The following is a 23213-nucleotide window of genomic DNA, read 5'->3' on the forward strand; positions in this document are numbered from 1 at the left end:
TTCGTGTTTTCGCGATTCAATACGATAAGAGAAATAACCAAAGATTATCCCGTCCCTTGCGCAAGGGAAGAATTATACTTCGCAGCCTAAGCAACGCCAACGGCTATTGAATCTTTCCCTTGGCGGCGGAAGGGTGGGTTTTGAGATATATCCGGTAAAGTTCGAAAAAGGATGGCGCGTCCAGGAGTTCGAGTTTTGAATCCGCCTCTTTCAATTTATCCCGCACTTCCACATACCAACTGGGGGGCTTCAAGATATTGCGGAACCAGTGAAAGGGGACTTTGCGCGCCTTTACCCGCTCCATAATGACTCCGACCGCCTCGTCGGGATTGCCGTTGACGTCGTAATCGGCGCGCAGAACCGGCATTTCTCCATGCAATAGGGTTAGCGGAATTTTCTGCGGAACGATGCCGTTGGGGCTGAATTGGGCGTAACAATCCAGTCCCTTCTGGTTCAGCCCCGGCGCATAGCCGTCGATGACGAAGCCGGTAACGCTGAGATCCCAGCGGTCGTAATAGGAGGCGCAATGCTTCCCCCAAGCTTCAAGCCCGCTGGGCAAGCCGGAAATGGGGCGCGGTTCTTGCAACATGCCGGGATTGAGATATCCGGCGCCGTTGTCGGGGGCGGCGAAATAATCGTTCGCCGCGGACGTGCGCCGCATATAATCCATCGCCATCCCCGCCCGCTTCTCGATGATGGGGCTGACGCACCACATCATGGGAAGTTTGCCCCGGTTAGGATCGTCCCAATAGAGGGGCATTTGCTGGTAGACCCAAGCGGCGGAATCGTAATCGCCGACATAAAAGACAATGAATTGCCGTCCGTCGAAATTGATCTTTCCATCGGGAGCGAGATAGCCCCGCGCCGTCAAGTCCTCCTTCGTCGTCCACGCCTGAGGATATTTTTCTTGCAAGGGGTAATGGGAGAAAAAGGAAGCGTTGGCCATCGCTCCCATTCCAAAGGCGTCGGCGTCTACGTAAGTGTTATAAGCGCTGGCGATGCGGCTGAATTCCCATTCCGTCGGCACGCCTTCGTGTTGGCCGCCGCCCGCTCCGTCGCTAGTATATTTGAAAGCCCAAGGGATAAAACCGCCTATATGAGTCATTACGTCTTTCCCGCCGCGCTCGTAGGCGCTTAGCAGCAAGGCTTTCAGCGTGTTCAAGTCCGTTCCCAGCACTTGCTTGGGATCGTCGATCGGCGCTTCGTCATCCCAAACGCCCAGGTCGAAAAAGAATCCGCGCTTGGCGACGAAGAAATCGTGATTAGTCAGCGTATGATGATTGGGATTGGCCGCCGTGGGATTTTTCAGCCAATAGGAATCGATGTAAAATCCGGCATGGACGGCGTCGCACAATCCCGCGTCGATGTATTTATTTTTCAGCCATAAATAAGCGTCGCATTTGGCGCTGCCGGTGGAAGGAATGTCCGTATCGGGAATGACGCCCCTGCCCGTGAAAAGTGAAGAACCGTCCGCTTTGAGCAAACGCTTGACGACCGGTAGTTTGGGGCCTTTGACGATGATTTTCGTATAGAGGGATTGCGAAGAGGGATCGTAGCGCACGGCGATCAGGTCTTCCGCTCCGGCGATGGTGGATGCGAGGTTGCTGGTTGCGGGAACCTTAGGATCGTAAACGACGGCGCCCTTGATGAAATCGCGGAACGTAGTGATGAGGGCGGCGATATCGGGTATCTTTTTTCTCTCTGCGCCCGCCAGCCATTGCCCCGGCTCCGACATCCGATTCAACCAATAATCGTCGATGTTAATCCCGCCGTTGGAAACGTACCGGATATACAGCCGGGGATCGTCGCGGTTGACGATTCCCTGCAAGGTGGCGGCGGCGTGGCAATGGTCCCAGGCGGCGGCGGCTTGCTTGGGATCGTTGAGATCGTAGTTGAGCGTATAGGTAAGATCGAATATGGCGATAGGCTCCATCTGGCCCATCATGAGAAGGACGGCGAGACAAGGAAGTATAGTCATGAATTAACGTCTCCTTACAGGCGGGGATCGATCCGCTATTTCTCTTGGCTAGATGGTAAGCAAAGGAAGGAAGGAAATCAATGCAGGAATGCTATTGAATTATGTTAGATTCCAATTCTGGATAGGATAATAGTTTTAGACCGCTGATGTAGCGATAATGTCGTTGGTTTTTAGTAACGAAAGGGATATTTTGCGCCAAGGCGGTGGCAGCAATCATCGCATCGGGGATCGATAAGCCGTGACTTAATCGATATTGGCGAAGAAGGTCTATCGCAGCTATGCACATTGCTTCATTTAGCGCGATTAGTTGGAAACGTCCCAAAAAACGTTCCGTCTTGCGAAGTTCCGTTTTGTTCCTGCATCCGACCAACAATTCCATCTGTGTGATTACGCTGATCGCCAACGCCGATTGCCGTTCGATCTGTTTTAGGCAGTTCACGGCCTAAGCCGTTTGCATGGCTGCATCAATCAGGATATCGCTGTCTACGATGGTTTGGCCGTTCATTCGTTGGGTTTCCATTCGCGTTGTCGCAAGTTTGGCGCCCACGACGCGCTGTCCTGCATATCTTTCCGTTTTCTCCACATGCCAATGAAAGGCTCATCGATCAATTTGCCTTTGGGTGGTCTTCTCATAGGCTGTCGAACCGGATGTTGGGATTTCAAAAAGGCGATGAAATTCATTACTTGCTTTTGATCTTCCGGCGGCAGCGATTCAATATCGCGAACAATGGCCATTGCTTCCATTTTAAGTTAACCTTTACCGAGTAATATTATCCTAATCGTCGCTCGTACCAAATTCAATTATAACCTACTTTATTATTATATCCCAAATCGCAACTTCCCAAATGCGTACATTCTATGCAATCAAGATTAAAAATCCAGAAATGAAAATTCCTTTGATTTATCTAAAAATTGATTTAATATTACTACGCCGATATAGTAAATTGTTCATTCCATCCGAAAGGCATTAAATCCTTGATACGAAATCGGTTAATCGTTCTCTTGCTATCAACCGTTCTTTTTTTTCCGATGGCGTGTTCGGAACGAAAAAATGTTCATGAGGGGAAAATCGTCGTTCTGGGCATGGATGCGTTGGACCTCAAAATTCTTCGCGAATTGATCGCGCAGAATCGATTGCCCGCCTTCAAGCGTTTGATGGAAAACGGCGCTTATGGAGTATTGCAGTCCTATCATCCCCACGTCTCTCCTTTGATTTGGACTACGATCGCTACCGGCAAAACGCCCGATGAACACGGCATTCTTGATTTTATGGGATTTGACAATAACGGCGCTCCTATCAATATTCCCTCGTCGAAAAGACGATGCTCCGCTTTGTGGAATATCCTTACCGATCATGGAAAATCTTGCTCCGTCATAGGTTGGTACGCCACTTGGCCGGCGGAGACCATTCGGGGAAGTATTATTTCGGATCGGTTCGTTCCTCCTTTGTATGTAGAAAAACAAAACCAGCCGGAAGATATCCTTCCCCATCTCGCCTTTCCGGAAAAACTGGGTTACGCCCTATACGATTACCGCCAAGAGTATTCGCAAATAGGCTGTGCGGAGTTGTCTTCTTACATTCGCTTGAATGAGGAGGAGTGCCGGAAAATTCTGGCGGCTCCCTTTTCGTTTTACGACCGAGTCCATTTTCTGCGATTGATTCTTTCCCGCACGGAGACCTATGCCAGCGTTTTGCTCGATCTTTTGCAAAACCATCCCGCGGATTTAACCCTCGTCTATTTCGACGCCGCCGATTCCGCCGCCCATCTTTTTATACAGGAAAGGCCGCCTCGGCAGCCGGAAATTACGGACGAAGATTATGCGCGGTTCTCGAATGCGGTGGACGCCGTTTACGAAAGAATGGATCGCCTCCTGCAGGAAGTTGAGAATCGATTGGACGAACGCGATACGGTGATCGTGATATCCGATCATGGATTCCGCAGCGGGGAAGAACGATTGAAACGGTCTTCGTTGACGACGATGGGACCAGCGGTGTTGTGGCATCGAATGGAAGGGACGATTCTCGCGCGCGGTCCCGCCGTTCAACCGGGCGGGATAGTCAACGCTTCCGTTTTCGATATCGCTCCCACGCTCCTGGCGATGCTTGGCATTGCGCCTTCTATGGAAATGCCGGGGAAAATCCTGCCCGAATTGATCGGGGGCGAGGAAAAAGCAAAAGCCTTCGTTCGAACGCCGGATTTAGACGGCGATTATCGTCCTCCCGAATTGCCCAATGCGCCATCCTCGTTGAATGCATTCGACAGGGAACAATTGGAGGCGTTGGGGTATGCGGCGGCGGAGGGAAAACGGACGAAAGAGGGGAAATGGGAAAACGTCAACGAATATTTCAATTTAGCCGTTTACTATGAGCTCCGAGAAGAATACGAAAAAGCCCTTGGGGAGATCGATCGCGCGTTATCCATCGATCCCAACCACCGATCGTCGTTGGGAACGAAATGCCGATTGTTGACGCGAATGAATTTATACGAAAAGGCCTTGCCGGAAATCGCTCGGGTGGAGGCCATCTTGAAAAGCAAGATGGCGGCGGCGGAAAACGAACTGGAACGGAAAAAAGAGGCGGAGTCCCTCAAAACCGAACTCATCCGCGCGCGTTTGGACGCCGAGAGAATCGGACTTTCGGAACTCTATCACAACCGAGGCGAATTGGAATATCAACAGGGCCATTTCGAGAAAGCCGTGGAGAGTTTTTCGCGTTCGTTGGAATTGGCGCCCGACAATATGGAGACGATGTACAATTTAGGGACTTGTTGCGGAATCGCCGGCCAATACGAACAATCCATAACTTTATTGACCGGCTTATTGAAACTCGATCCCCAACATAGCAAAGGACGGCAAAGTCTGGCGGTAGCCTATCTGCGAACGAATCGCGCAGAACTGGCGCGTCCCTTACTTGAATCGCTGGTTTTGGAAAAGCCGGACGACGCGAATATCCTTTACCTTATGGGTGAAGCCTTTCGAACGGAACAAAATTTCGAAAAAGCGCGGGAATGGTACGAAAAAGCGCTGCGAATCGATCCGAATTTGAAGAAAGCGAAGCAGAAGTTAGAAGCATTAACCGAAGAAAAGTAGGGTGGGCTCAAAGCGAAGCGTAGCCCACAATTCTTCTTATTTTAAAATAAAAGCCCCAGCGGATTGAGCTGGGGCATATTTTTATTGCATTTTAAAACAACAAGATTAGAAGAGTTCCCAATTGGCGATGCGCGTCGATTCTTTAAAAGTTGTGGATAATGTGAGGGTTCCATTCAATTGGGGATTTGCGTTTTTGCTTCCCGACGACCATCCGATCCAAGCGCCCTCGCCTTGCGCCGAAGTCATCGCAGCGATGCTTCCATCGCGGTCCATCAATGTAACATCGAATCCAAGCCCCCGGCCGTCGTTCATGTTCGGCCCCAAATCGACCGTGTCGAGTTTTTCATCGGGGTCCACGCCCTCTACCAGATAATTAAGAATCTTGAACGACATTTCGAACTGCCCGACATAAGGGCCGAAAGGCTTGCTGGCGTCTTTGGGTTTAATAACCCATTCCGCTTGGGCGAAAGGAGGCCGTCCATCCAACGTGACGGCAGTGAGATTTGTAATCCAAAACGCCGTGCCTACGTCGAGAATGTTACCCGCGGCGTCTTTTTCCTGGCTGGTGGCGTATTCGCCGTCCGTTCGATCCTTGTCGTTTTGAACGACCGCATATTGGACGTTGCCGTTTTCGGTATATCCGTATGCTCCCGTTTTGTCGTTATCCCATTCCACATAAATTTCCCACCGGTCGTAAAACCAAACGTCGGTGGGAATGACGCCTTCGTTCCATTTGGTCAACTGGGAGACGTTGACGTCATCTTCGGAATAACCGGCGACGTACAATTTGTTCTCCGAATCGTTCCACGCCACCATAAACCAGTTGTCCTGCGTACTCGCTCCGCTATTGTCAACTCCATAGCCCGGATAAAATTCTTCGCAAGAGCGCTTTTCCAACGTGTTAGGCCAATCGCTCAGATCCCCATCGACGGTAATTGGCTTAATCTGATAAACCGTCATGGTTTTGGGATTAGTCCCCGCTTGCGGATCGTGATGCGTAGGCTTTTGCGCAAAACATAACGTGGCGGCCAACAACATAGTTGCTCCAAAGACAAATCTTTTCATCCTTGTCCCTCCTATTTCGAAAATTTATCCACTAAAGCGATTTAAAAAGGAGCTTATGCGATCCTAACAGAGAAAGTCAAGTTTAAAACATAAAATGGTCAAACAATATTTATGCCTATTTTAGGAGGAGATAAATAAAAAGCCCCGGAGGATTGCGCCGGGGCTTTTTGCCGTCATTTTATCAAGCGAGAAAATTAATAGATATCCCAGTTGGCGATGCGCGTCGATTCTTTAAAGGTTGTGGAAAATAAAAGGTTGCCATCGAACTGGACTTGATTGACTTTACTCTCCGACGACCAGCCGATCCAAGCCCAATCCATTGAAGTAACCATTGTCTTAATATCTCCGTCCCGATCCATAAACGTCATGTCAAATCCTATTCCACGGCCATCATTGACATTCGGACCGAGATCGACAACGTCGGTGCTTTCGTTAGGTTCAACGCCTTCCAATAAGTAATTGAGAACTTTGAACGAAATTTCGAGCTGTCCAACGTAAGGGCCGAAGGGATTATTGGGATCTTTCGGTTTGAGGACCCATTTGGCTTTGGCGAAGGGCGGACGTCCGTCCGGCATAATCGTTTCGTATTTGTACATCCAAAACGCCGCGCCATCGTCAAGAATATTGCCGGCGGCGTCTTTTTCTTGACTTATGGCGTAATTGCCGTCGGTGCGCCCCTTGTCGTTTTGAACGATTACATATTGAACATTGCCGTCTCCAATGGGTCCGTATGTTCCAGCTTTGTCGTTATCCCATTCCACATACACTTCCCACCGTTCGCAGAACCAGGCATCGCCGGAGATGACGCCGCCGTTCCATTGGCTCAATTGGGAGGCGTTGACGTCGTCCTCGGAATAGGCGGCGATGTAAATTTCATTCGTCTGATCGTTCCAGGCCACCGAAAACCAGTTGTCCTGCGTGCTCAATTCGCTGGTATTGATGGCGTAGGCGGGATAGAACTCCTCGCAGGAACGCTTTTCCAAGGTGTTTGGCCAATCGCTGAAATCGCCGTCAACGGTGATGGGTTTAATCTGGTACGCCGTGACGGTTTTGGGATTGGTTCCCGCTTGCGGATCGTGATGAACAGGCTTCTGCGCAAAACATAACGTTGCGGTCAAAAAAATAGTAGCTCCAAAAATAAATCTTTTCATACTTGCCCCCTTTTCTTTTTTTAAAATGCGTCCCATAAAGAGACTTAGAAAGAAAGATAATCCTTCTCAAAAGAGAATGTCAAGTTTTAAGTACTAAATGGTTAAATATAATTTCTGTCTGACGTTAGAGAATGGCGGGAAAGAAATGATGAATGATGAATGATAATCTCTCCTGCCAAAGTATTTTTTGCGGTTGCGACGCCTGCGCTTCCAGGCGAAGAATAGGGATTAGCGATTTTTTTTCGATGATTTATTGGAAAATTCTATTGACGAAAGCGGGATTCGCCTATTATAATTTAGCCAAAATTGAGTTTTTTCGCCCTCTGTCGGCCGGATAAGAAAAAGGTCTGGCATCATCCCTCCTCTATCTTACTCTAGCAACCGGCTGTCGGAGGGTTTTTTTATTTCGCCAATTCCGCTTTCAAATAGTCAATGGCCGGGATCGGCGTCGGATCTTGATGGTAGAGATAGGCGAGATAGACGCTGACGTAATCCCCGAAATGGATAGTGGACATCATGCGCGCCAGCAGTCCTTCTCCCCGGCTTTGCCATTCCAGGATTTCCGTTCCTGACGCGGCGAGAATTTGTTTCATCGCCTGAAAGCGCTTCAATGTTTGCGGGTGATATCCCTCGTCCAGCAGGTAAATCGCTTTGAGATGCTTCAGCGTCTCCTGGGGATGGCTCCACCCCAATATTTCATTGTGGTTCATTTCCGGCAGCGCGGAATCGTGGGCGAAGGTTTTGGCGTTTTCATTGAATTGACTGCGCCAGCGGACGGCGACGGGTTGGAAAGCGTCCTGTCCCGCATAGATGACGGGGATGCTATCCTTCAATTGTTCCGCCATGCGCTTGGCGGGATTTTCCTCGTAAGGAACATCGAATCCATAGAGTTTTTGCGATTCTTCCAGCGCTTTGTACATCGCCGCCAACTTGGGCGTTTGGTTTTCGATCCAGCCCCAGCGCTCGAAGAGAACCAGCAATGGAAGAAATGAATAGCCGAGCGCAGCCCGGGGCGAGTATCCGGAAGGTATTTCCAGACGCGGACATCCATCCTCGACGCAGCGGCGGGAAATTTCGCCGCCGGTGGTTATGGCTTGGATGAAGGCGCCCCGTTCTTTGGCTTCTTCGTAAGCGGAGAGCGTCTCTTCCGTATTTCCCGAATAGGAACTGACGATGACGAGGGTTTTCAATCCGACGGAATGGGGCATCGAATAATTGCGCGCGATTTCGATGGAGATGGGAGATTTCCAATTGGCGTAAGCCCGCAGCAAATCCCCCCCAATGGCCGAGCCTCCCATGCCGCAGACGACGACGCGATCGATCTCGCCTAGATGGGGCAGAATAAATTCGCGCGCCAAGGCTTCTCCGTGAACGCATTGTTCCCGGAACGATTCCACGAAACCGAGCATATCTTGAGGGTCGATGGTTTTCCGGAAGTCGGGGTTGTCGAGAAGATGAGTCATTACGCCAAGTTCCTTTCGCCGTGCAATGGATGAACGAAAGTAAAATTTTAACGGCTCCGAAGCCGTCAGGCTAGATTCATTCGCTATGAGGAAAGGGAGGGGAAGGGAGGCGGTTGGGAAATAGGAGACAGTACTCCGCCGCGGGCAGAAAATCTGGAGGGACCGATCTTTGTTCGTTATTCCCCAACCGTCGACGATGGGTTCGTGGAATCGACGCTGGCTGAAGCGTCTTCCGTTTCGGCGCCGTCGATTTGGTAGCCGTTCAAATACTGCTGCCGGAATTCTTCGATGCCTTGCATAACCAGGTTATACGTCTTCTTGATATTGGCGCCGATTTCGCCGAGATTGTCGAAATGGCCAAGAATTTTTTCCGCTTCTTGAAAGCCTTGCTGGACGGCGCCGCCGATCAAGTCCGAAAAACCGTTGACTTTATCTTCCCGGCTGGCGTCTTGATGATTCTGGAGGTAAGCGCCGAAGAAACCAGTGGCGAAGCCTACGATCCGCTGCGAAGTATTTTCGGGGCTGAAGAATTCCATCAGCTCCTGCGCCGAGGCGTTTTCCGAGGGCGTTATATCCGCATTCTCCACGGCGTCCGGAGCGTTCGCCGCCGTCTGGCCGTAGTATTTCTGAAGTTGCGATTTGACTTGGTCGTAAACAACGTCTATGGCTTCTTTCAGAGCTGCCGGATCGCTGTTTAGATCGGACGACAATATTACAGCGTCGCCTTGGGAGGTCTTCGCCGCTGGAATGGGAGTATTTACAACAGCCGCCGTTGAATAGACGCTGCTTTTTATTCCTATGGAGAGAGAGAGCAAATCGGTCTCCTTCACTTTGGGGGCGGCGGCGTATTTATCCGGTGAAGATTCCTTGATCTTGCGGCTTTCGTCCCGCGCCGGTTTGGTTTGGGATAAAGGTCCCGAACGATTCGCTATCGTAGAACTGACTGGATCCAACATGATACCGACTCCTTGCCTTCAACTTCATATCTCAATGCGCTTCACAGAGGATAATCCAGTTTCATTATCGGCAAAGATGACGTTTATCTTAAGCTTTACGCCGTTAAGAATAACGGACTAAGTCATGAATTCGCGATGCGAAGCATCTCTTCATCGATTTCTTTTCGGATATGATCCAACCTCATTCGCAATTCCATCCAACGCGCCCGCATTTCTTGCAGGGGACGCGACAATTCCGCGGCGATCCAAGGGATGAATTCCTCGAACCAGCTGTCGCCGAATTCTTCCGCTCCTTCCCGCAAGACGCGGCGCGTTCCATTAGCGAATAATATTATCAACCAGACGGTATAAAAAACAAGCAAAAATACGGCGCTCTCCAATAATGCCCCCGCTCCCGCCAAGGAGATGGCCATGGCGATCATATCACCGATCCCAGCCAGCGAGAAAAAATGTTGTTCCCTTTGCGCCATGTGCAGCAAAACCGGCTGCAAAACCGGAAACCAGAGCAGGGGAAAATAGACTCCGAACCGTTTCCATCCCTTCGGCGCCGATATTCCCGCCGCAGCGCGTTGTACGACCTTTTCTTCATAAGCGTTCAAGAGGCGGCCGAATTCCCTGTCCACCTGTTGGGCGTAATCGTGCGCGGCTTTCATGCGGCCCAAGGATATAGATAGATTTTCTCTCAACGCGAGATGGATTTCCTGCATCCGGGCCGAAGCCGTGGTTCCTTCGAAGCGCAAAAGGTCGCGCGGCGTTTCCGCGCCGCCGTCTCCCGCTGGAGCGGAACCGAGACTGCGCCCCGCCAGCGAAACGATTCCCGCCAGCGGATAGCAAAGGTGGCGCAGGATAGGCCAGCTCTCGATTCGCCGATAAAACAAGTTCGTACTGATTCTCCGCCGCATCTGTTCCAATATTTGTATACGCTGAAGCACGGTTCGGCAATATTCATCTCCAAACTGTTCGCCGATGGTTTTTTGCAGATTTTCCAGATGCCGATCGATTTCTTCGATTTTTTCCGTCAAGGCGTAGCGTCCGGATAGCCGAGCCAGATTCTTGTCGAATTCCGCTTGAATGTTTTTTGCCTTCGCTTTGAGAATCTCTTCGATCGAATGGCGGCGAATCAAGCGGGTGTAAAGTGCGTTGTAATCGAAGCGATTCGGTTCCCGCGCGGAAATCAGCAGCAGACGGTCCTGTTCCGGCGGGGCCAGGCGCCTTTTGCGGCATTCTTTTTCCAAGTAATTCCCTATTTCCCGGCGTACGGTTTCGGAGTCGGCGGCGCCGTCCAGCTGATCCATTTTATTAAGGACGATGTAGTAGTTTTCGTTGCTTTGCGCGATGGATTCAAGGCGGTCTGCGAATTCGTGGTCGCCGTATTTGCGGGGAGTAACGATCCAGACGATGCCCTGTAGATGGCGCGAAAGGCTCCGAACATCGCTGCGATGGGTTTCGAAGCGGCTGTCGAAATCGGGAAAATCGAGCAGAACCACGTTGCGCAATTCGTCCCGGTTGTGCGGAGCGTACAACACGCGGCCTCCGGCTTCGCCCATGAGCCGTTTGCGCAGCGTAGGCTGATCTTTCTCATGGCAGTAGGCGACGGCGGTTTTGGTTCCTTCGTCCAGCAAGTCGGTGTCGATGGAGATGCGGCTGCCCGCCAGCTGGTTGATGAGGGTTGTCTTGCCCACGTCCTTGCCGCCCATGATGCCGTAGAGAAACAAAGTATCCTCTTCGGCCTCTCCGCTTTGAAAGACGAGCGCGTCCGGCGTCATTCCGGTCAGCGCCGCCAAATCGCGGTTCAATTCTTCCAATTGCCGGCGTAGAAATTCAATTTTCATGGTTTTGGCTGTAGGTCCTCAGCGCCTCCAGGATGGGATCGGCGTCTTCCAGCGCGATGGAGCGGCGAATCTCGTTCAATTGTTCGATTTCGCGCAGGAGCGTCCGCCGGACGATATCGTTGACATTTTGTTGAAATTTCCGCTTCGTTTTTTCGAAGGGTCCCAGAGGAATGTAGCGGAACAAACTGGGCGCCAACGCCCAGGAACCGAATCCGGGCAGCGTGAAAGCGTCCACCGCCAACGCCGCCGCTACGCCCAAGGCCACCAGTGGATCGTTCTTCAACGAAGTTTTGAGACTATCCGAAGCGAGCAGGTCGCGGCATTGCGTCTCGAAGGTTTGCACCGCCTCGCTCAACGAACCGGCGAGGGAGCCGTTCAGAGCCAAGGCGGCGGCGCGGAATTCCGGCGCGATTTCCATGAGACCTTGGCTTTCCGCATGATGCAGAATGCAATTTTTCAATCGTTCGCGATGATCGCTCAGGCGCTGGCGTACTTCCTCTTCCAATTTTTTCAAATCCAGATGCAGCGCATGGGAAAGAATTTGGTCCTTGCGATTACCGAAAGCCAGTTGAACGCTTTCGCGCAGGGAGCCGGTCTTCGCCGTTCTCTTCATGAATTGATAAAGATTGCTGACGGCGAAGCGCTTCAATCCCATATGATGCAGCGCTTGGATAACATCGTCATGCAGAATCTTGCGCAGTTCGATGGGTGGCTCTTTCGCCAGCGAAGATTGGATTTCGGCGGAAAGCGATTCTTGCAAGGATTGGAGCGCTTCCCGCCGCCTCCGATTTTCGTCGAGCAACTCTTGGGCCAGGGGGGCCGCGTTCTTAAAGAGAGGAGCGAGCGGCGCAGGATGCCGGACTTTGCGCAACGCTTCCCGGAAACGCAAAAACTCCGGCTCGCATCCGAAACGCTTGCCTCTGCCGATGTTGGGCAATACGTAAATGGATTCTACGCCGAAAAAACGCATGGATTCGCGCAAATCGCGATGGTTCAAATCCACCTGATCCAATCCCCGGTTGTTCAACACGCAAAAACGCGATTGTTGCAGCGTCGCCGCCGGTTCGGCGAAGGATTCGTAATCGCGATGATAAAGGGTTTCGTCGTCGACTACGAAAACCGCCGCATCCAGCCAGGGCATGAGCTGCATCGCCAACAGCCGCTCGTCGCGCGCCAGGGTGGTGTTGATGTCGGGCAGATCGATAAGGATTGTGTTTTCCCATTGCGGATCGGAAGAAGCCGTCCAAAGCAGCGCTCCGGGAGCGCCGGCCGCTTTCTCTCCATTGGCGACCATTTCGCGCTTCAGAGAAGGGAAAAGCAGTTTCCCCAGTTTCTTTTCCAACTCGTCCACCAGGCGCCAAAAGCGATCCTGGCCCAACATCACCGGCCCGCGCGTATTATGGGTTTTCCAGCCGGTAAGGCTCAATTCCCGGCCGGCCAGGCTATTGAAGAGAGTCGATTTTCCCGTTCCCGTACAGCCGATGAAACCGGCGAAAACGGGACGGTTTACGCCCAGTCCCGCCCGCAGAGCCGCTAAGGCCGATAAATTGAGCAAGGCTTCCGCCGCGGCTTCCGGGAAGGAGAACGATCGCAGACGTTCCGCCGAGAGGACCAACGTCTGCGCCGCTTCGATGTTCGAACGTTCCGAAGACATTACTAGATGAATTCCATTTCCATATTATAAAATCTATCGCCGCTCATCTCTTCGATAGAGGACGGCCGTCCGATGAATAATACGCCCGAACTAGCCATTTTATGTCGCTTTTAGTTCGAGCGCCGGACTTCGTGTAAATGATCTTTCCGTTTAGGGAAAAATTCAATGATCGGCGTCGTCGACGATCCGCCGCGCAAGCTAACGGCGGAGCCGCATGGCCCCGCCGTAGTCTTACCTCAGTTTCGGATTGTTCAATGGATTGGACAAGGGCCGAAAAGACCTTGCCCTTGCCACCCGCTTGGAATGACGAATGATGAAATAAAACAGGATGATCCATCACGCTTCACAGGGCGTCTCTACGATCCGATCAATTTTTCCAGGATCGCCTTTCCGTTGCGGATAGTGGCGTTCATATCGGGAACGCCGTCCTGTTCGAAGGAGAGAAAGCCGGTATAACCGATTTTCTTCAAGGCTTCCACGACTCCCGGATAATCCATGACTCCTTCGCCGATGCCTACGAAAATCAGTCCCTGCGCGTCGATGTCGCGGATATGAACATGGCGCAGATGATGCTTTACTTTATGGATCGCAAAAGGCGGGTATTCCCGTTGCAGTTGAATCCAACCGATATCCAGATTCATGCCCAGGGCGGGGCTTTTCACTTCATCCCATAATTTCAAGAAAGCCGTTGCGTCGTGAACGAGCGTGTGCGTATGATTCTCCAGCGTGAATTCCACCCCGTGACTCTGCGCCCGTTCTACGGCTTCCTTGATGGTGCGGACGAAAGTCGTCCATACGGCGTCCCAATCGAAGCCATCGGCGATATCGATATGGTATTTGCGTTGCGCGTCGTTTTTTCCCACGGCGAAGTAGCGCGGCAGATACTCGCGCGGTCCCGATAGTTCCCGCGCCCAGGGCGCCACGATGTTGATGTAGGGTGCGTTCAATTTCGCCGCGATCTTGCATCCTTCTTCGAAGACATCCAGGCTGCGGTTGCGCTTGTCCGCATCCAGGTTGGAGAGGTTTTCCACGGCGGATTGGAAAAGAACGAATTGCGAAACCGCCAGTTTATTCTTTTCCAATTTCTTTTGGATCGTCGATAGCGCCGGTTCCTTCTTCCAGTAATTGTCCAAATCTTCGGGACGCGAGACGATCAATTCGATTCCTTGCAGTCCCAACGCTCCGGCGGCGTCGACCGCTTCGTCCCAAGGCGGACCTTGGCCGATGCCGCGGAAGTTCCAACTCACGCTTCCCAGTTTCATCTCTCCGGGCCGAAAGCCGCTTTGCGCTTTTGGACTCGCCGCGCTTTTCCGGGCGACAGCCGCCGCTGCGCCCGCTAGAGCCGTGGTCTTTACGAAATCGCGGCGGGTAGTTCTCGCATTCTTTTCCATGGGTTTATCCTCCGTTCGCTGTATGAAAAGACGTTTCGATTTTATCATAAGCGATGAGTCGTCGTGACGGTTCTATGCGTTTTTCTTCAAATGCAGGACCGCTTCCAGGTGGTAAGTTTGGGGAAACATATCGAAGGGATGGAGGCTTTCGATGCGATAGCCTTTTTTCATGATCGCCGCCGCGTCCCGCGCCAGGGCGGCGGGGTGGCAGGAGATCATGACGATATCCAACGCTCCCAGTTCCGGCGCTTGTTGGCGAACCTGCGGCGACAATCCCATGCGCGGCGGATTCAGAATCACGGTCTGGAAAGATGCCTTGCTCTTCTCCAGAAAATGCTCCATGGTTTCATGCTCGATGCGGATGCGTCCGCCGCCTTGGTTCAGCTTTTTGCCGCGCACCGCATCGGCGGCGGAGGAAGCGTCCGCTTCCACGCCGGTGACGGATGCGAAGCGCTCCGTCAGGCGCCGGGTGAGCAGCCCCGCGCCGCAGTAGCCGTCCAGCGCCGTCTCCGATCCTGCGAAGGGTAGATTTAAGACATGCCGATAGAGTTGCTCGCGGGCGGCGTCGTTGACTTGCAAAAAAGATTCGACGCTGGCGGCGGTTTCCTTACCCTCTTCTTTCCTTAAAAAACGCCGCCGTCTTCCCGTTCCAATGGCGGCGATGATGAATTCCGCCAGTTCTTCCAGTTCGGTGGAGAGTTCTTCCGCCAGAGTCTCTCCCGCCGTTCTCGACGCCTTCGTCTCCAACAATTGGAGCGACATTTGTTCGCCCATAATCCGAAATACTAATTGCGAACCGTTCTCTTCGCCGCGGCGTGGAATTTTCAATTCCAATGGGACTTGATTTAAAATGGCTAACACTGGCGCCAGCGCCTGGCGGATTTTAGGGTGCGCGATGTAACAATCCTCGATCGTTACGAACTGAGCGGGCGCTTGCGCTTGATGGAATGCGTATTGGATTTCCTTGTCGGGCCGACGCAAGGGTACGTTGATTTTATTGCGATATTCCCATGGCTGTGAAGCCGCGACCGGCGCGGGATCGATTTCGATATGTCCGATCCGCCGAAAGGTCTCTTGCAGCCAATCCCGCTTCAAGCGCAATTGTTCTTCATACTCGATGTGTTGAAGCTGGCAGCCGCCGCATTTTCCGTAATAGGGACATCGCGGCTCCGCGCGGCGGGGATGGATTCTCACGCCTATACGGCGGATGGGCGCCGCCCGGTCGTAATTCTTACGGCTTTCCGTAATTTGAATTTCCCACTGCTCGCCCGGCAGCGTATAGGGAACGAAAACGGTTTTTCCTTCGATGCGTCCGATTCCTTCCCCTTGGGTGGATAAGGCATCAATCTCTAAAGTATTTGCGCTCATCAAGGGCTCTTTTCAAAATTTTGCATAATTTTTTAATTATAACTGGAAAATTACGTGAAATTTATGATAATGTTAGGTTGATGTTAGAATCACTAATCCAAATGACGGTATGAAATGCCATTCAAAGGAGGAACAAAGCATGAAAAAGTATTTAACGATCATCGTATGCCTGTGCGCCGCCGGTTTTGCAGGGGCGCAAGAAGCAAAGCAGGTGGATATTACCAGCTTTGAAGGGGAAACAGAATGGGCGTATAGCGGCGGCTCGATTGTAGAGTCCTACGTGGATACTATGCCGTTTTTCGTTCATGCGGATGTGACCGCCAAAGACGGGGAGAAAGCCCTGTATGTATCCTATGATAATTCCGGCGGCGTCTGGCAGTGGGCGCAGCTCAACTTCGCCGACGGCGCGCTCGACCTGACGGGCATGAGAGAAATCCACATGTGGGTCTATTTTCTTCCTGATTCCGTGGGCGATCTTACGATACGCTGCGATATTGGGGGCGGATCGTTGGGAACCCAAACGGTTCCAGCCGCCGGGGAATGGACCGAGTTGGTTTGGCCAATCGACCGCCTCACGTCGGATACTCGGATCGCCAGTGCGGGCAGCATCGGCGGCTTCATCGCCCCCGGTTCCGAAGGCGCTTATGGCGAAATCTATATCGATAAGATTTTCGCCGTTCGTCCCGCCGGCATTCCCGAAGTGGAAACGGTTCTAGTCTACGGCTTCAATGAAGAAAATCCTGATACGGCGGCGCCGATGGGTTGGGAAAAAGCCAACGCCGAATATTGCTTGCTCGGCCAAGGGGATGTCGATCCGTCGGAAGGTTCGAATTATATGGAAATTCCTCTAGCCGCCAATTATATTCAATCTTTCCGCACCACGAATGCGAAAGCCGATTTCGACCGCTGGGGGGAAGTGCTTGAAATCATGATCGACGCGCGCGTCAGCGCCGAGTATTCGGGGGGGTGGGTTCAATCCGACCTCATTATCCAATCCGGCGCGACCGACGCCGATGGCAACGCCGTTACGGAAGGCGTGGACGATTGGGACGGCCAAGGGAAAGAAATCGGTTTTTCCGATAACCGGAACGATTGGAAAACTCTTCTCTGGAGCGTGGATATGAGCAAGCACAAAGCCGTTTTCGAATACGAAAACAGCTGGCTTACTATCTCCTTCACCACGAACAACGACGCCTCCCAGGCGGGCGCCCGCGTCTTTTACGACAATTTCCGGGTGTCGGTTCCTATTATCGTCAATATTTCCAATTGGAGTCTCTATTAACCTCTTTCCCTGAATAAAGTACGAATGCGGGGGACGCGAATCATTGCGTCCCCCGTTCTATTTCTACAGCGAAGATTTTCGGCGTTATGCGGACGAATCTCTCGCGTTCGTATATTGGTTTAGAAAAGAGCGATTATAATAACGAAATTAGAAAAAATACGATATGGAGCATTGAATGATCGATTTTATTATTTCCGATCCGCAAGAAGGCGTGGCTTATTTTTGCATGTTGATTCTCGCTATATCGATTCATGAAATGGCGCACGCCTGGATGGCTTACCGGTGCGGGGACGATACGGCGGCGCTGATGGGGCGATTGACGCCCAATCCCGTCGCTCATTTCGATCCTATGGGTTTCACTTTTATCCTACTCGGCCCCATTGGTTGGGGAAAGCCGGTGCCCTTCAATCCCGCCCGATTGAAAAACGTCAGCCGCGATTCCATGTTGATCGCCTTGGCTGGTCCGCTCAGCAACTTCATCCAGGCTGTCTTTCTCGCCCTGTTGTTTCGCATCGTTCATTGGGGGATTGCGGAAAAATTCTTTTTGGGATTCCGTTCGGGAGAAGCCATGCTGGACGCTTGCGACTTGGTTTTCACGGCGGGCGTCGGCTGCAACCTGATGCTGGCGTTTTTTAACCTGATCCCGCTATTTCCGTTGGATGGGGAAAAAATCCTCGCCTGGTTTCTTCCCCGCGAACTGGCGATCAAGTTGGAAGAATTTCAATCCCACGGTCCTATTGTTTTGTTCTTGCTGTTGGCGTCGGGTTTTCTCTTCGGGTTGCCTATTCTTACCTGGTATCTTGAAATCGTTACAACGCCGGTCAGCTATCTATTGATCGGCTATTCCATTTGGGGATAGACGGCGGCAAAATACAGTAGGGAGACAAATAACGTTCTTAAACAAGACGGACGAACGATTGGAGGCTGCAAGCCAATGCCATTGCCGAAATTGAAAGAAAAATTCACTTATCGGGATTATTGCGCTTGGCCGGACGAAGAGCGTTGGGAATTGATTGACGGATTCCCTTATGATATGACTCCTGCGCCGTTCATCAATCACCAAATCCTTGTGGGCAATTTTTTATTTATTATTAGCAATGCGTTGAAAAATAAACCATGCAAGGTACTCCCCGCTCCACTGGACGTCGTCCTCTCTGAGTGGGACGTGGTGCAGCCCGACGTTCTCGTCGTTTGCGATAAGAAGAAAATTACGGAAAAGAACATTCAGGGCGCGCCCGATTTGGTTATCGAAATTCTCAGCCCCTCGACGGCGAAAAAGGATCGCTGGGAGAAGAAGAATCTCTATGAAAAATTCGGCGTACGGGAATATCTGCTCGCCGATCCCGATGGCAAGTTTGTAGAGCGGTTTTGTCTGGGCGAGGATGGCCGTTTCGATCGGGGCGAGGCTTTCGACAAGGCGGGCGAGATTACTTTGAAGTCATTGCCGGAGATTGTTATCAATCTTAATGAAATCTTTGGGTGAACGAAACATGCCATTGCCGAAGTTAAAAGAAAAATTCACTTATCATGATTATTGTACGTGGCCTGATGAAGAACGTTGGGAATTGATCGACGGACGACCTTACGATATGTCGCCTGCTCCAGCACTGAAACATCAGACCGTCGCTGGCAACTTCTTTACTCGCCTTAATATCGCTCTTCGAGGAAAATCGTGTACTCCTTTTTACGCGCCAACGGATGTCGTCCTCTCCGAGTGGGATGTGGTGCAACCCGACGTTCTCGTCGTTTGCGATAAGAAGAAAATTACGGAAAAGAACATTCAGGGCGCGCCCGATTTAGTAATCGAAATTCTTAGCCCTTCCACGGCGAAAAAAGATCGTTGGGAGAAAAAGAACCTCTACGAAAAATTCGGAGTACGGGAATATCTGCTCGCCGATCCCGATGGCAAGTTTGTGGAGCGGTTTTTCCGGGGAGAGAACGGACGTTTCGACCGGGGCGAAGCCTTCGACGCAGCGGGCGAGATCACGCTGAAATCGTTGCCGGAGATCGTCATCTCCCTTAACGAAATCTTTGGGTGAAGAAATCATGCCGCTACCGAAATTAAAAGAAAAATTCTCTTATAATGATTACTGTACGTGGCCGGACGAAGAGCGTTGGGAGTTGATTGATGGACGCCCATACGATATGTCCCCCGCTCCAGGCTTCCACCATCAAGATATCGCTCTTAGTTTCGGAACGTTGTTTAAAAACGCTCTTCGAGGGAAAACATGTACTCCTATCATTGCTCCTATGGACGTCGTTCTATCCGAGTGGGACGTCGTTCAGCCCGATGTTCTCGTCGTTTGCGATAAGAACAAAATTATGGAAAAGAATATCCAAGGGGCGCCCGATTTAGTAATCGAAATTCTTAGCCCTTCCACGGCGAAAAAGGATCGCTGGGAGAAGAAGAATCTCTATGTAAAATACGGCGTACGCGAATATCTGCTTGTTGATCCCGACGGCAAATTCGTAGAACGGTTTTGTCTGGGCGATGATGGCCGTTTCGACCGGGGCGAGGCTTTCGACAAGGCGGGCGAGATTACTTTGAAGTCATTGCCGGAGATTGTTATCAATCTTAATGAAATCTTTGGGTGAACGAAACATGCCATTGCCGAAATTGAAAGAAAAATTCACTTATCATGATTATTGTACGTGGCCGGACGAAGAGCGTTGGGAGTTGATTGATGGACGCCCATACGATATGTCCCCCGCTCCAGGCGCCAGCCATCAAGTTATCGCTCTCAATTTTGGTACGGCGCTTAATATCGCGCTGCGAGGAAAATCATGCACTCCTTTCATTGCTCCTATGGACGTTGTTCTCTCCGAATGGGACGTGGTGCAGCCCGACGTTTTCGTCGTCTGCGATAAGAAGAAAATTACGGAAAAGAATATTCAGGGCGCGCCCGATTTGATTATTGAAATTCTCAGCCCCTCGACGGCGAAAAAAGATCGCTGGGAGAAGAAGAACCTCTACGAAAAATTCGGCGTGCGTGAATATCTGCTTGTTGATCCCGACGGCAAGTTCGTAGAACGGTTTTGTCTTGTCGATGATAGCCGTTTCGACCGGGGCGAGGCTTTCGACGCGGCGGGAGAGATTACGCTGAAAACATTGCCGGAGATGGTTATATCCCTTAACGAAATCTTTGGGTGAATGAATCATGCCTTTGCCGAAGTTAAAAGAAAAATTCACATATCATGATTATTGCACTTGGCCGGATGAAGAACGCTGGGAGTTGATCGACGGACGCCCTTACGATATGTCGCCTGCGCCGGGAGTGAAACATCAAACCATCGTCGGCAATTTCTTTCGCATTATTGGCAATGTGTTATTGAATAAACCATGTAGAGTCTTCATCGCGCCAACGGACGTTGTTCTCTCCGAATGGGACGTGGTGCAGCCCGACGTTTTCGTCGTCTGCGATAAGAAGAAAATTACGGAAAAGAATATTCAGGGTGCGCCCGATTTGATTATTGAAATTCTTAGCCCCTCGACGGCGAAAAAGGATCGCTGGGAGAAGAAGAATCTCTATGAAAAATTCGGCGTACGGGAATATCTGCTCGCCGATCCCGATGGCAAATTTGTGGAGCGGTTTTGTTTAGGAGAAGATGGCCGCTTCAACCGGGGCGAGGCTTTCGACGCGGCGGGAGAGATTACGCTAAAAACATTGCCGGAGATGGTTATATCCCTTAACGAAATCTTTGGGTGAACGAAACATGCCTTTGCCGAAATTAAAAGAAAAATTCACTTATCAGGATTATTGTACGTGGCCGGACGAAGAGCGATGGGAGTTGATTGACGGACGCCCTTACGACATGTCGCCTGCTCCGTTCCTATATCATCAAACCATCGCCGTCAATTTTACCGGGATTCTCAGAAACGCGCTCTTGAATAAACCATGCAAAGTTTATGTCGCGCCATCGGATGTCGTCCTCTCCGAATGGGACGTAGTGCAGCCCGATGTTTTCGTCGTCTGCGATAAGAAGAAAATTACGGAGAAGAATATTCAAGGCGCGCCGGATTTGATTATTGAAATTCTCAGCCCCTCAACGGCGAAAAAAGATCGCTGGGAGAAGAAGAACCTCTACGAAAAATTCGGCGTGCGTGAATATCTGCTGGCTGATCCCGACGGCAAATTCGTGGAGCGGTTTTGGTTGGGAGAAAATGGCCGCTTCGACCGGGGCGAGGCCTTCGACGCAGCGGGGGAGATTGCGTTGAAATCGCTGCCGGAAATTACGATTTCCTTACGCGATATTTTCGAGCAAGCGCTGTAAAGATTCCTCCCAGATGGGGAAGAACATTTTCACGATGGAATGCGCTTCTTTGAGATGCCGGTATAAATAATCGTTCCGCCGATCGAATGGAATCCGCTCCAAAGGTGGTTCCAGTTGGAAGGGGAAGACGGCGTGATCGAGCAGCGCGCGCGTTTCCTCGTCGCGCAGGAAGAAGCGCCAGAGTCCCTCTATCTCAACCAGATTCCAATTTCCCGCTGCGGCGGTATTCATTCTTTCTTCCAGCCGCCGCAACCGCGAAAAACTCTCATTCAACGATTTGACGCAATTTTCTGGATGAAATTTCATGACCTTGGGAAGGGCTTGCAGTCGCTTTTCGAACTCGTTTCCCAGATTATCAAACTCGGCAATTACTTCGTTCAAAGGCCGGATTTCTGCGCCTTTTTTCAATGCGCCTCCTTCGGTGGCGTCGATCCAGCGTACGGAGCTCGACGCCATTAACGCTTCCAACCGCTCCAAGTAGAACTTGAAGGAATACAATGTCGCTACGGGTTCGCCGCGAATGCCTTCGACGTATACGATCTTATGCTTAACGCTGGTTCCGTCGGCGTTGACGGTCTCCATCTCATCGTCCATCAAGCGCAGTACGCGGGCGGCGCGGGCGCTGAGGCTGGAATGCGTCATGCCGCCCGCCGGCGGAATCGCCAAATCCAAGCCTGTAAAGACGATGGGATTGCATCCTAAAACCAGCGCCAGGCGAATCGCCGTTTCCGCCACGTGCAATGGGCGTGGAATCAATTCTTCGAAGCCAAGAAGATTTTTCAACCAATAAGTAAAACGGGCGCTGTCGTCATAGACGCAAAGGCGGCGTTGCAATGAGCGATATCGGCGGGGAATGGCGTAATAGCAATCGGGAGAGAAAGCGAATAGCGTTTTCGGCGGCAATTCGACGCCTTCGAGGTGTTTGTCGTTTTCCGGCGAGGGATCGGTGGCGACGACGATCGGCGGTTCCACGCCATGACGTTGCAATGTCCGTACGGCCGTATCGACGCCGAGCAGCAGAGCGCGGCCTTGGGCATTTCTTAACGCCTTCACGTTTCGATCTAGAGATGGCCCTCCGGCGGCGATGACGGCGGGCGTTCCCGCGAAGCGTCCGCGCGCGTCGTCCAGCGTGAGCGCGCTCAGCATCTCCGGCAGGTTCGTAATTAAATTCCGCTGCACGAGCGGTCCCCGCGTCAGCCGCGCCCGCAGGCTGAATGCCTCCCGCTCCATCATCCGCCGCAACTGCGTCTGGACGGCGTCGTAGTAGGACGCGTCCTCCGGCGGAATCGAGGGATGGCGCAGCAATTGAAAGCCGTGCGCCGCCAAGGAGGTTTTGACATATTCCAGATGGTCTTCCAATGCCTCCGGCGCCGCCGCCAGCGCCAAAAAGACATGTGGATCGCTCAGCGTTTCCGACAGGTCGCGGTTTTGCAGCGCCCAGGCCAACCGCCGCCAATCTTTTTCGACGACGGCCAGGTTTCGCAAGCCGAATTCCCGCCGCAGCATTTCAATGGCGGTTCCATCTCCCGCGCCCAAAAGGACGGCTTGCTCGGCGCCATTGGGCAGGGTTTTGCGCAGCCAGGCTTCCTCATATCCGGCCGTTATCGGTTCGCCTAGTTCTGGAGGCAATCTGCGTAAAGCGGCGGCGGCCTGGGGATAGCGCCGTTCCAGTGCGACTAGATTTTTTTCGTAAAGACGATCCTGCAAGGCG

General features: G+C 51.8%; 21 protein-coding genes. 9 read left to right on the forward strand and 12 right to left on the reverse strand.

The genetic code is table 11. The features are described 5' to 3' along the window. Positions 1-103 precede the first annotated feature (103 nt). The 3 genes from AB1656_25715 to AB1656_25725 all read right to left on the reverse strand — a co-directional run bounded on the left by AB1656_25715 (position 104) and on the right by AB1656_25725 (position 2722). Positions 104-1978 (reverse strand): GxGYxYP domain-containing protein, encoded by a 1875-nt coding sequence (locus AB1656_25715; GenBank protein ID MEW6238796.1) that lies wholly within the window; start codon positions 1976-1978, stop codon positions 104-106. A 91-nt stretch (positions 1979-2069) separates the two neighbouring features. Continuing rightward, a complete protein-coding gene (locus AB1656_25720; GenBank protein ID MEW6238797.1) occupies positions 2070-2417 on the reverse strand; it encodes a type II toxin-antitoxin system VapC family toxin in 348 nt (115 codons plus the stop codon). A gap of 62 nt (positions 2418-2479) precedes the next feature. Continuing rightward, positions 2480-2722: a DUF2281 domain-containing protein gene (locus tag AB1656_25725; protein ID MEW6238798.1), complete on the reverse strand. Its 243-nt coding sequence runs from the start codon at positions 2720-2722 to the stop codon at positions 2480-2482. Positions 2723-2953: 231 nt separating this feature from the next. Between AB1656_25725 and AB1656_25730 the strand changes: the two genes are divergently transcribed. Next, on the forward strand, positions 2954-5068 hold the full coding sequence (locus AB1656_25730) for a tetratricopeptide repeat protein (GenBank protein ID MEW6238799.1): 2115 nt from the start codon (positions 2954-2956) through the stop codon (positions 5066-5068). 105 nt (positions 5069-5173) lie between these two features. Here AB1656_25730 and AB1656_25735 read toward each other — a convergent pair whose 3' ends face one another. From AB1656_25735 to rlmD, 8 genes are all read right to left on the reverse strand, one after another. Next, positions 5174-6133 (reverse strand): hypothetical protein, encoded by a 960-nt coding sequence (locus tag AB1656_25735; protein ID MEW6238800.1) that lies wholly within the window; start codon positions 6131-6133, stop codon positions 5174-5176. Positions 6134-6327: 194 nt separating this feature from the next. After that, entirely contained in the window at positions 6328-7251 is a 924-nt protein-coding gene (locus tag AB1656_25740; GenBank protein MEW6238801.1) for a hypothetical protein, read from the reverse strand. 434 nt (positions 7252-7685) lie between these two features. Next, a complete protein-coding gene (locus AB1656_25745) occupies positions 7686-8747 on the reverse strand; it encodes a bifunctional phosphoglucose/phosphomannose isomerase (GenBank protein MEW6238802.1) in 1062 nt (353 codons plus the stop codon). 176 nt (positions 8748-8923) lie between these two features. Further along, the gene (locus tag AB1656_25750) at positions 8924-9703 is read right to left on the reverse strand and encodes a DUF5610 domain-containing protein (protein MEW6238803.1); all 780 of its coding nucleotides are present in this window, start codon (positions 9701-9703) and stop codon (positions 8924-8926) included. 122 nt (positions 9704-9825) lie between these two features. Then, entirely contained in the window at positions 9826-11535 is a 1710-nt protein-coding gene (locus AB1656_25755) for a GTPase domain-containing protein (protein ID MEW6238804.1), read from the reverse strand. After that, entirely contained in the window at positions 11525-13189 is a 1665-nt protein-coding gene (locus AB1656_25760) for a GTPase domain-containing protein (GenBank protein MEW6238805.1), read from the reverse strand. The genes AB1656_25755 and AB1656_25760 overlap by 11 nt, the downstream gene beginning before the upstream one ends. A 356-nt stretch (positions 13190-13545) precedes the next feature. Further along, on the reverse strand, positions 13546-14580 hold the full coding sequence (locus AB1656_25765; GenBank protein ID MEW6238806.1) for a sugar phosphate isomerase/epimerase: 1035 nt from the start codon (positions 14578-14580) through the stop codon (positions 13546-13548). A gap of 72 nt (positions 14581-14652) precedes the next feature. Then, positions 14653-15948, reverse strand: coding sequence for a 23S rRNA (uracil(1939)-C(5))-methyltransferase RlmD (rlmD, locus tag AB1656_25770; GenBank protein ID MEW6238807.1), 1296 nt, complete (start codon positions 15946-15948; stop codon positions 14653-14655). A gap of 139 nt (positions 15949-16087) precedes the next feature. On the opposite strand from rlmD, the gene AB1656_25775 reads away from it, so the two are divergent. The 8 genes from AB1656_25775 to AB1656_25810 all read left to right on the forward strand — a co-directional run bounded on the left by AB1656_25775 (position 16088) and on the right by AB1656_25810 (position 21502). Next, positions 16088-17230 carry a hypothetical protein gene (locus AB1656_25775; GenBank protein MEW6238808.1) on the forward strand — a complete coding sequence of 381 codons (1143 nt, stop codon included), beginning with the start codon at positions 16088-16090 and terminating at the stop codon, positions 17228-17230. A 175-nt stretch (positions 17231-17405) separates the two neighbouring features. After that, on the forward strand, positions 17406-18089 hold the full coding sequence (locus AB1656_25780) for a site-2 protease family protein (GenBank protein ID MEW6238809.1): 684 nt from the start codon (positions 17406-17408) through the stop codon (positions 18087-18089). A gap of 75 nt (positions 18090-18164) precedes the next feature. Next, entirely contained in the window at positions 18165-18713 is a 549-nt protein-coding gene (locus AB1656_25785; GenBank protein MEW6238810.1) for a Uma2 family endonuclease, read from the forward strand. Positions 18714-18720: 7 nt separating this feature from the next. Further along, complete coding sequence (locus AB1656_25790) at positions 18721-19269, forward strand: Uma2 family endonuclease (GenBank protein ID MEW6238811.1); 549 nt, start codon at positions 18721-18723, stop codon at positions 19267-19269. 7 nt (positions 19270-19276) lie between these two features. After that, positions 19277-19825, forward strand: coding sequence for a Uma2 family endonuclease (locus tag AB1656_25795; protein MEW6238812.1), 549 nt, complete (start codon positions 19277-19279; stop codon positions 19823-19825). Positions 19826-19832: 7 nt separating this feature from the next. Then, positions 19833-20381, forward strand: coding sequence for a Uma2 family endonuclease (locus AB1656_25800; protein ID MEW6238813.1), 549 nt, complete (start codon positions 19833-19835; stop codon positions 20379-20381). A 7-nt stretch (positions 20382-20388) separates the two neighbouring features. Then, positions 20389-20937, forward strand: a complete 549-nt coding sequence (locus tag AB1656_25805; GenBank protein MEW6238814.1) for a Uma2 family endonuclease — start codon at positions 20389-20391, stop codon at positions 20935-20937. 7 nt (positions 20938-20944) lie between these two features. Next, positions 20945-21502: a Uma2 family endonuclease gene (locus AB1656_25810; GenBank protein MEW6238815.1), complete on the forward strand. Its 558-nt coding sequence runs from the start codon at positions 20945-20947 to the stop codon at positions 21500-21502. Here AB1656_25810 and AB1656_25815 read toward each other — a convergent pair. Continuing rightward, a complete protein-coding gene (locus AB1656_25815) occupies positions 21473-23209 on the reverse strand; it encodes a 6-hydroxymethylpterin diphosphokinase MptE-like protein (protein MEW6238816.1) in 1737 nt (578 codons plus the stop codon). The two genes, AB1656_25810 and AB1656_25815, sit on opposite strands and share 30 nt — an antisense overlap. Between the last annotated feature and the right edge of the window lie 4 nt (positions 23210-23213).

It is taken from the genome of Candidatus Omnitrophota bacterium, from assembly GCA_040755155.1.
In the GTDB taxonomy this organism is placed as follows: Bacteria; Hinthialibacterota; Hinthialibacteria; order Hinthialibacterales; family Hinthialibacteraceae; genus JBFMBP01.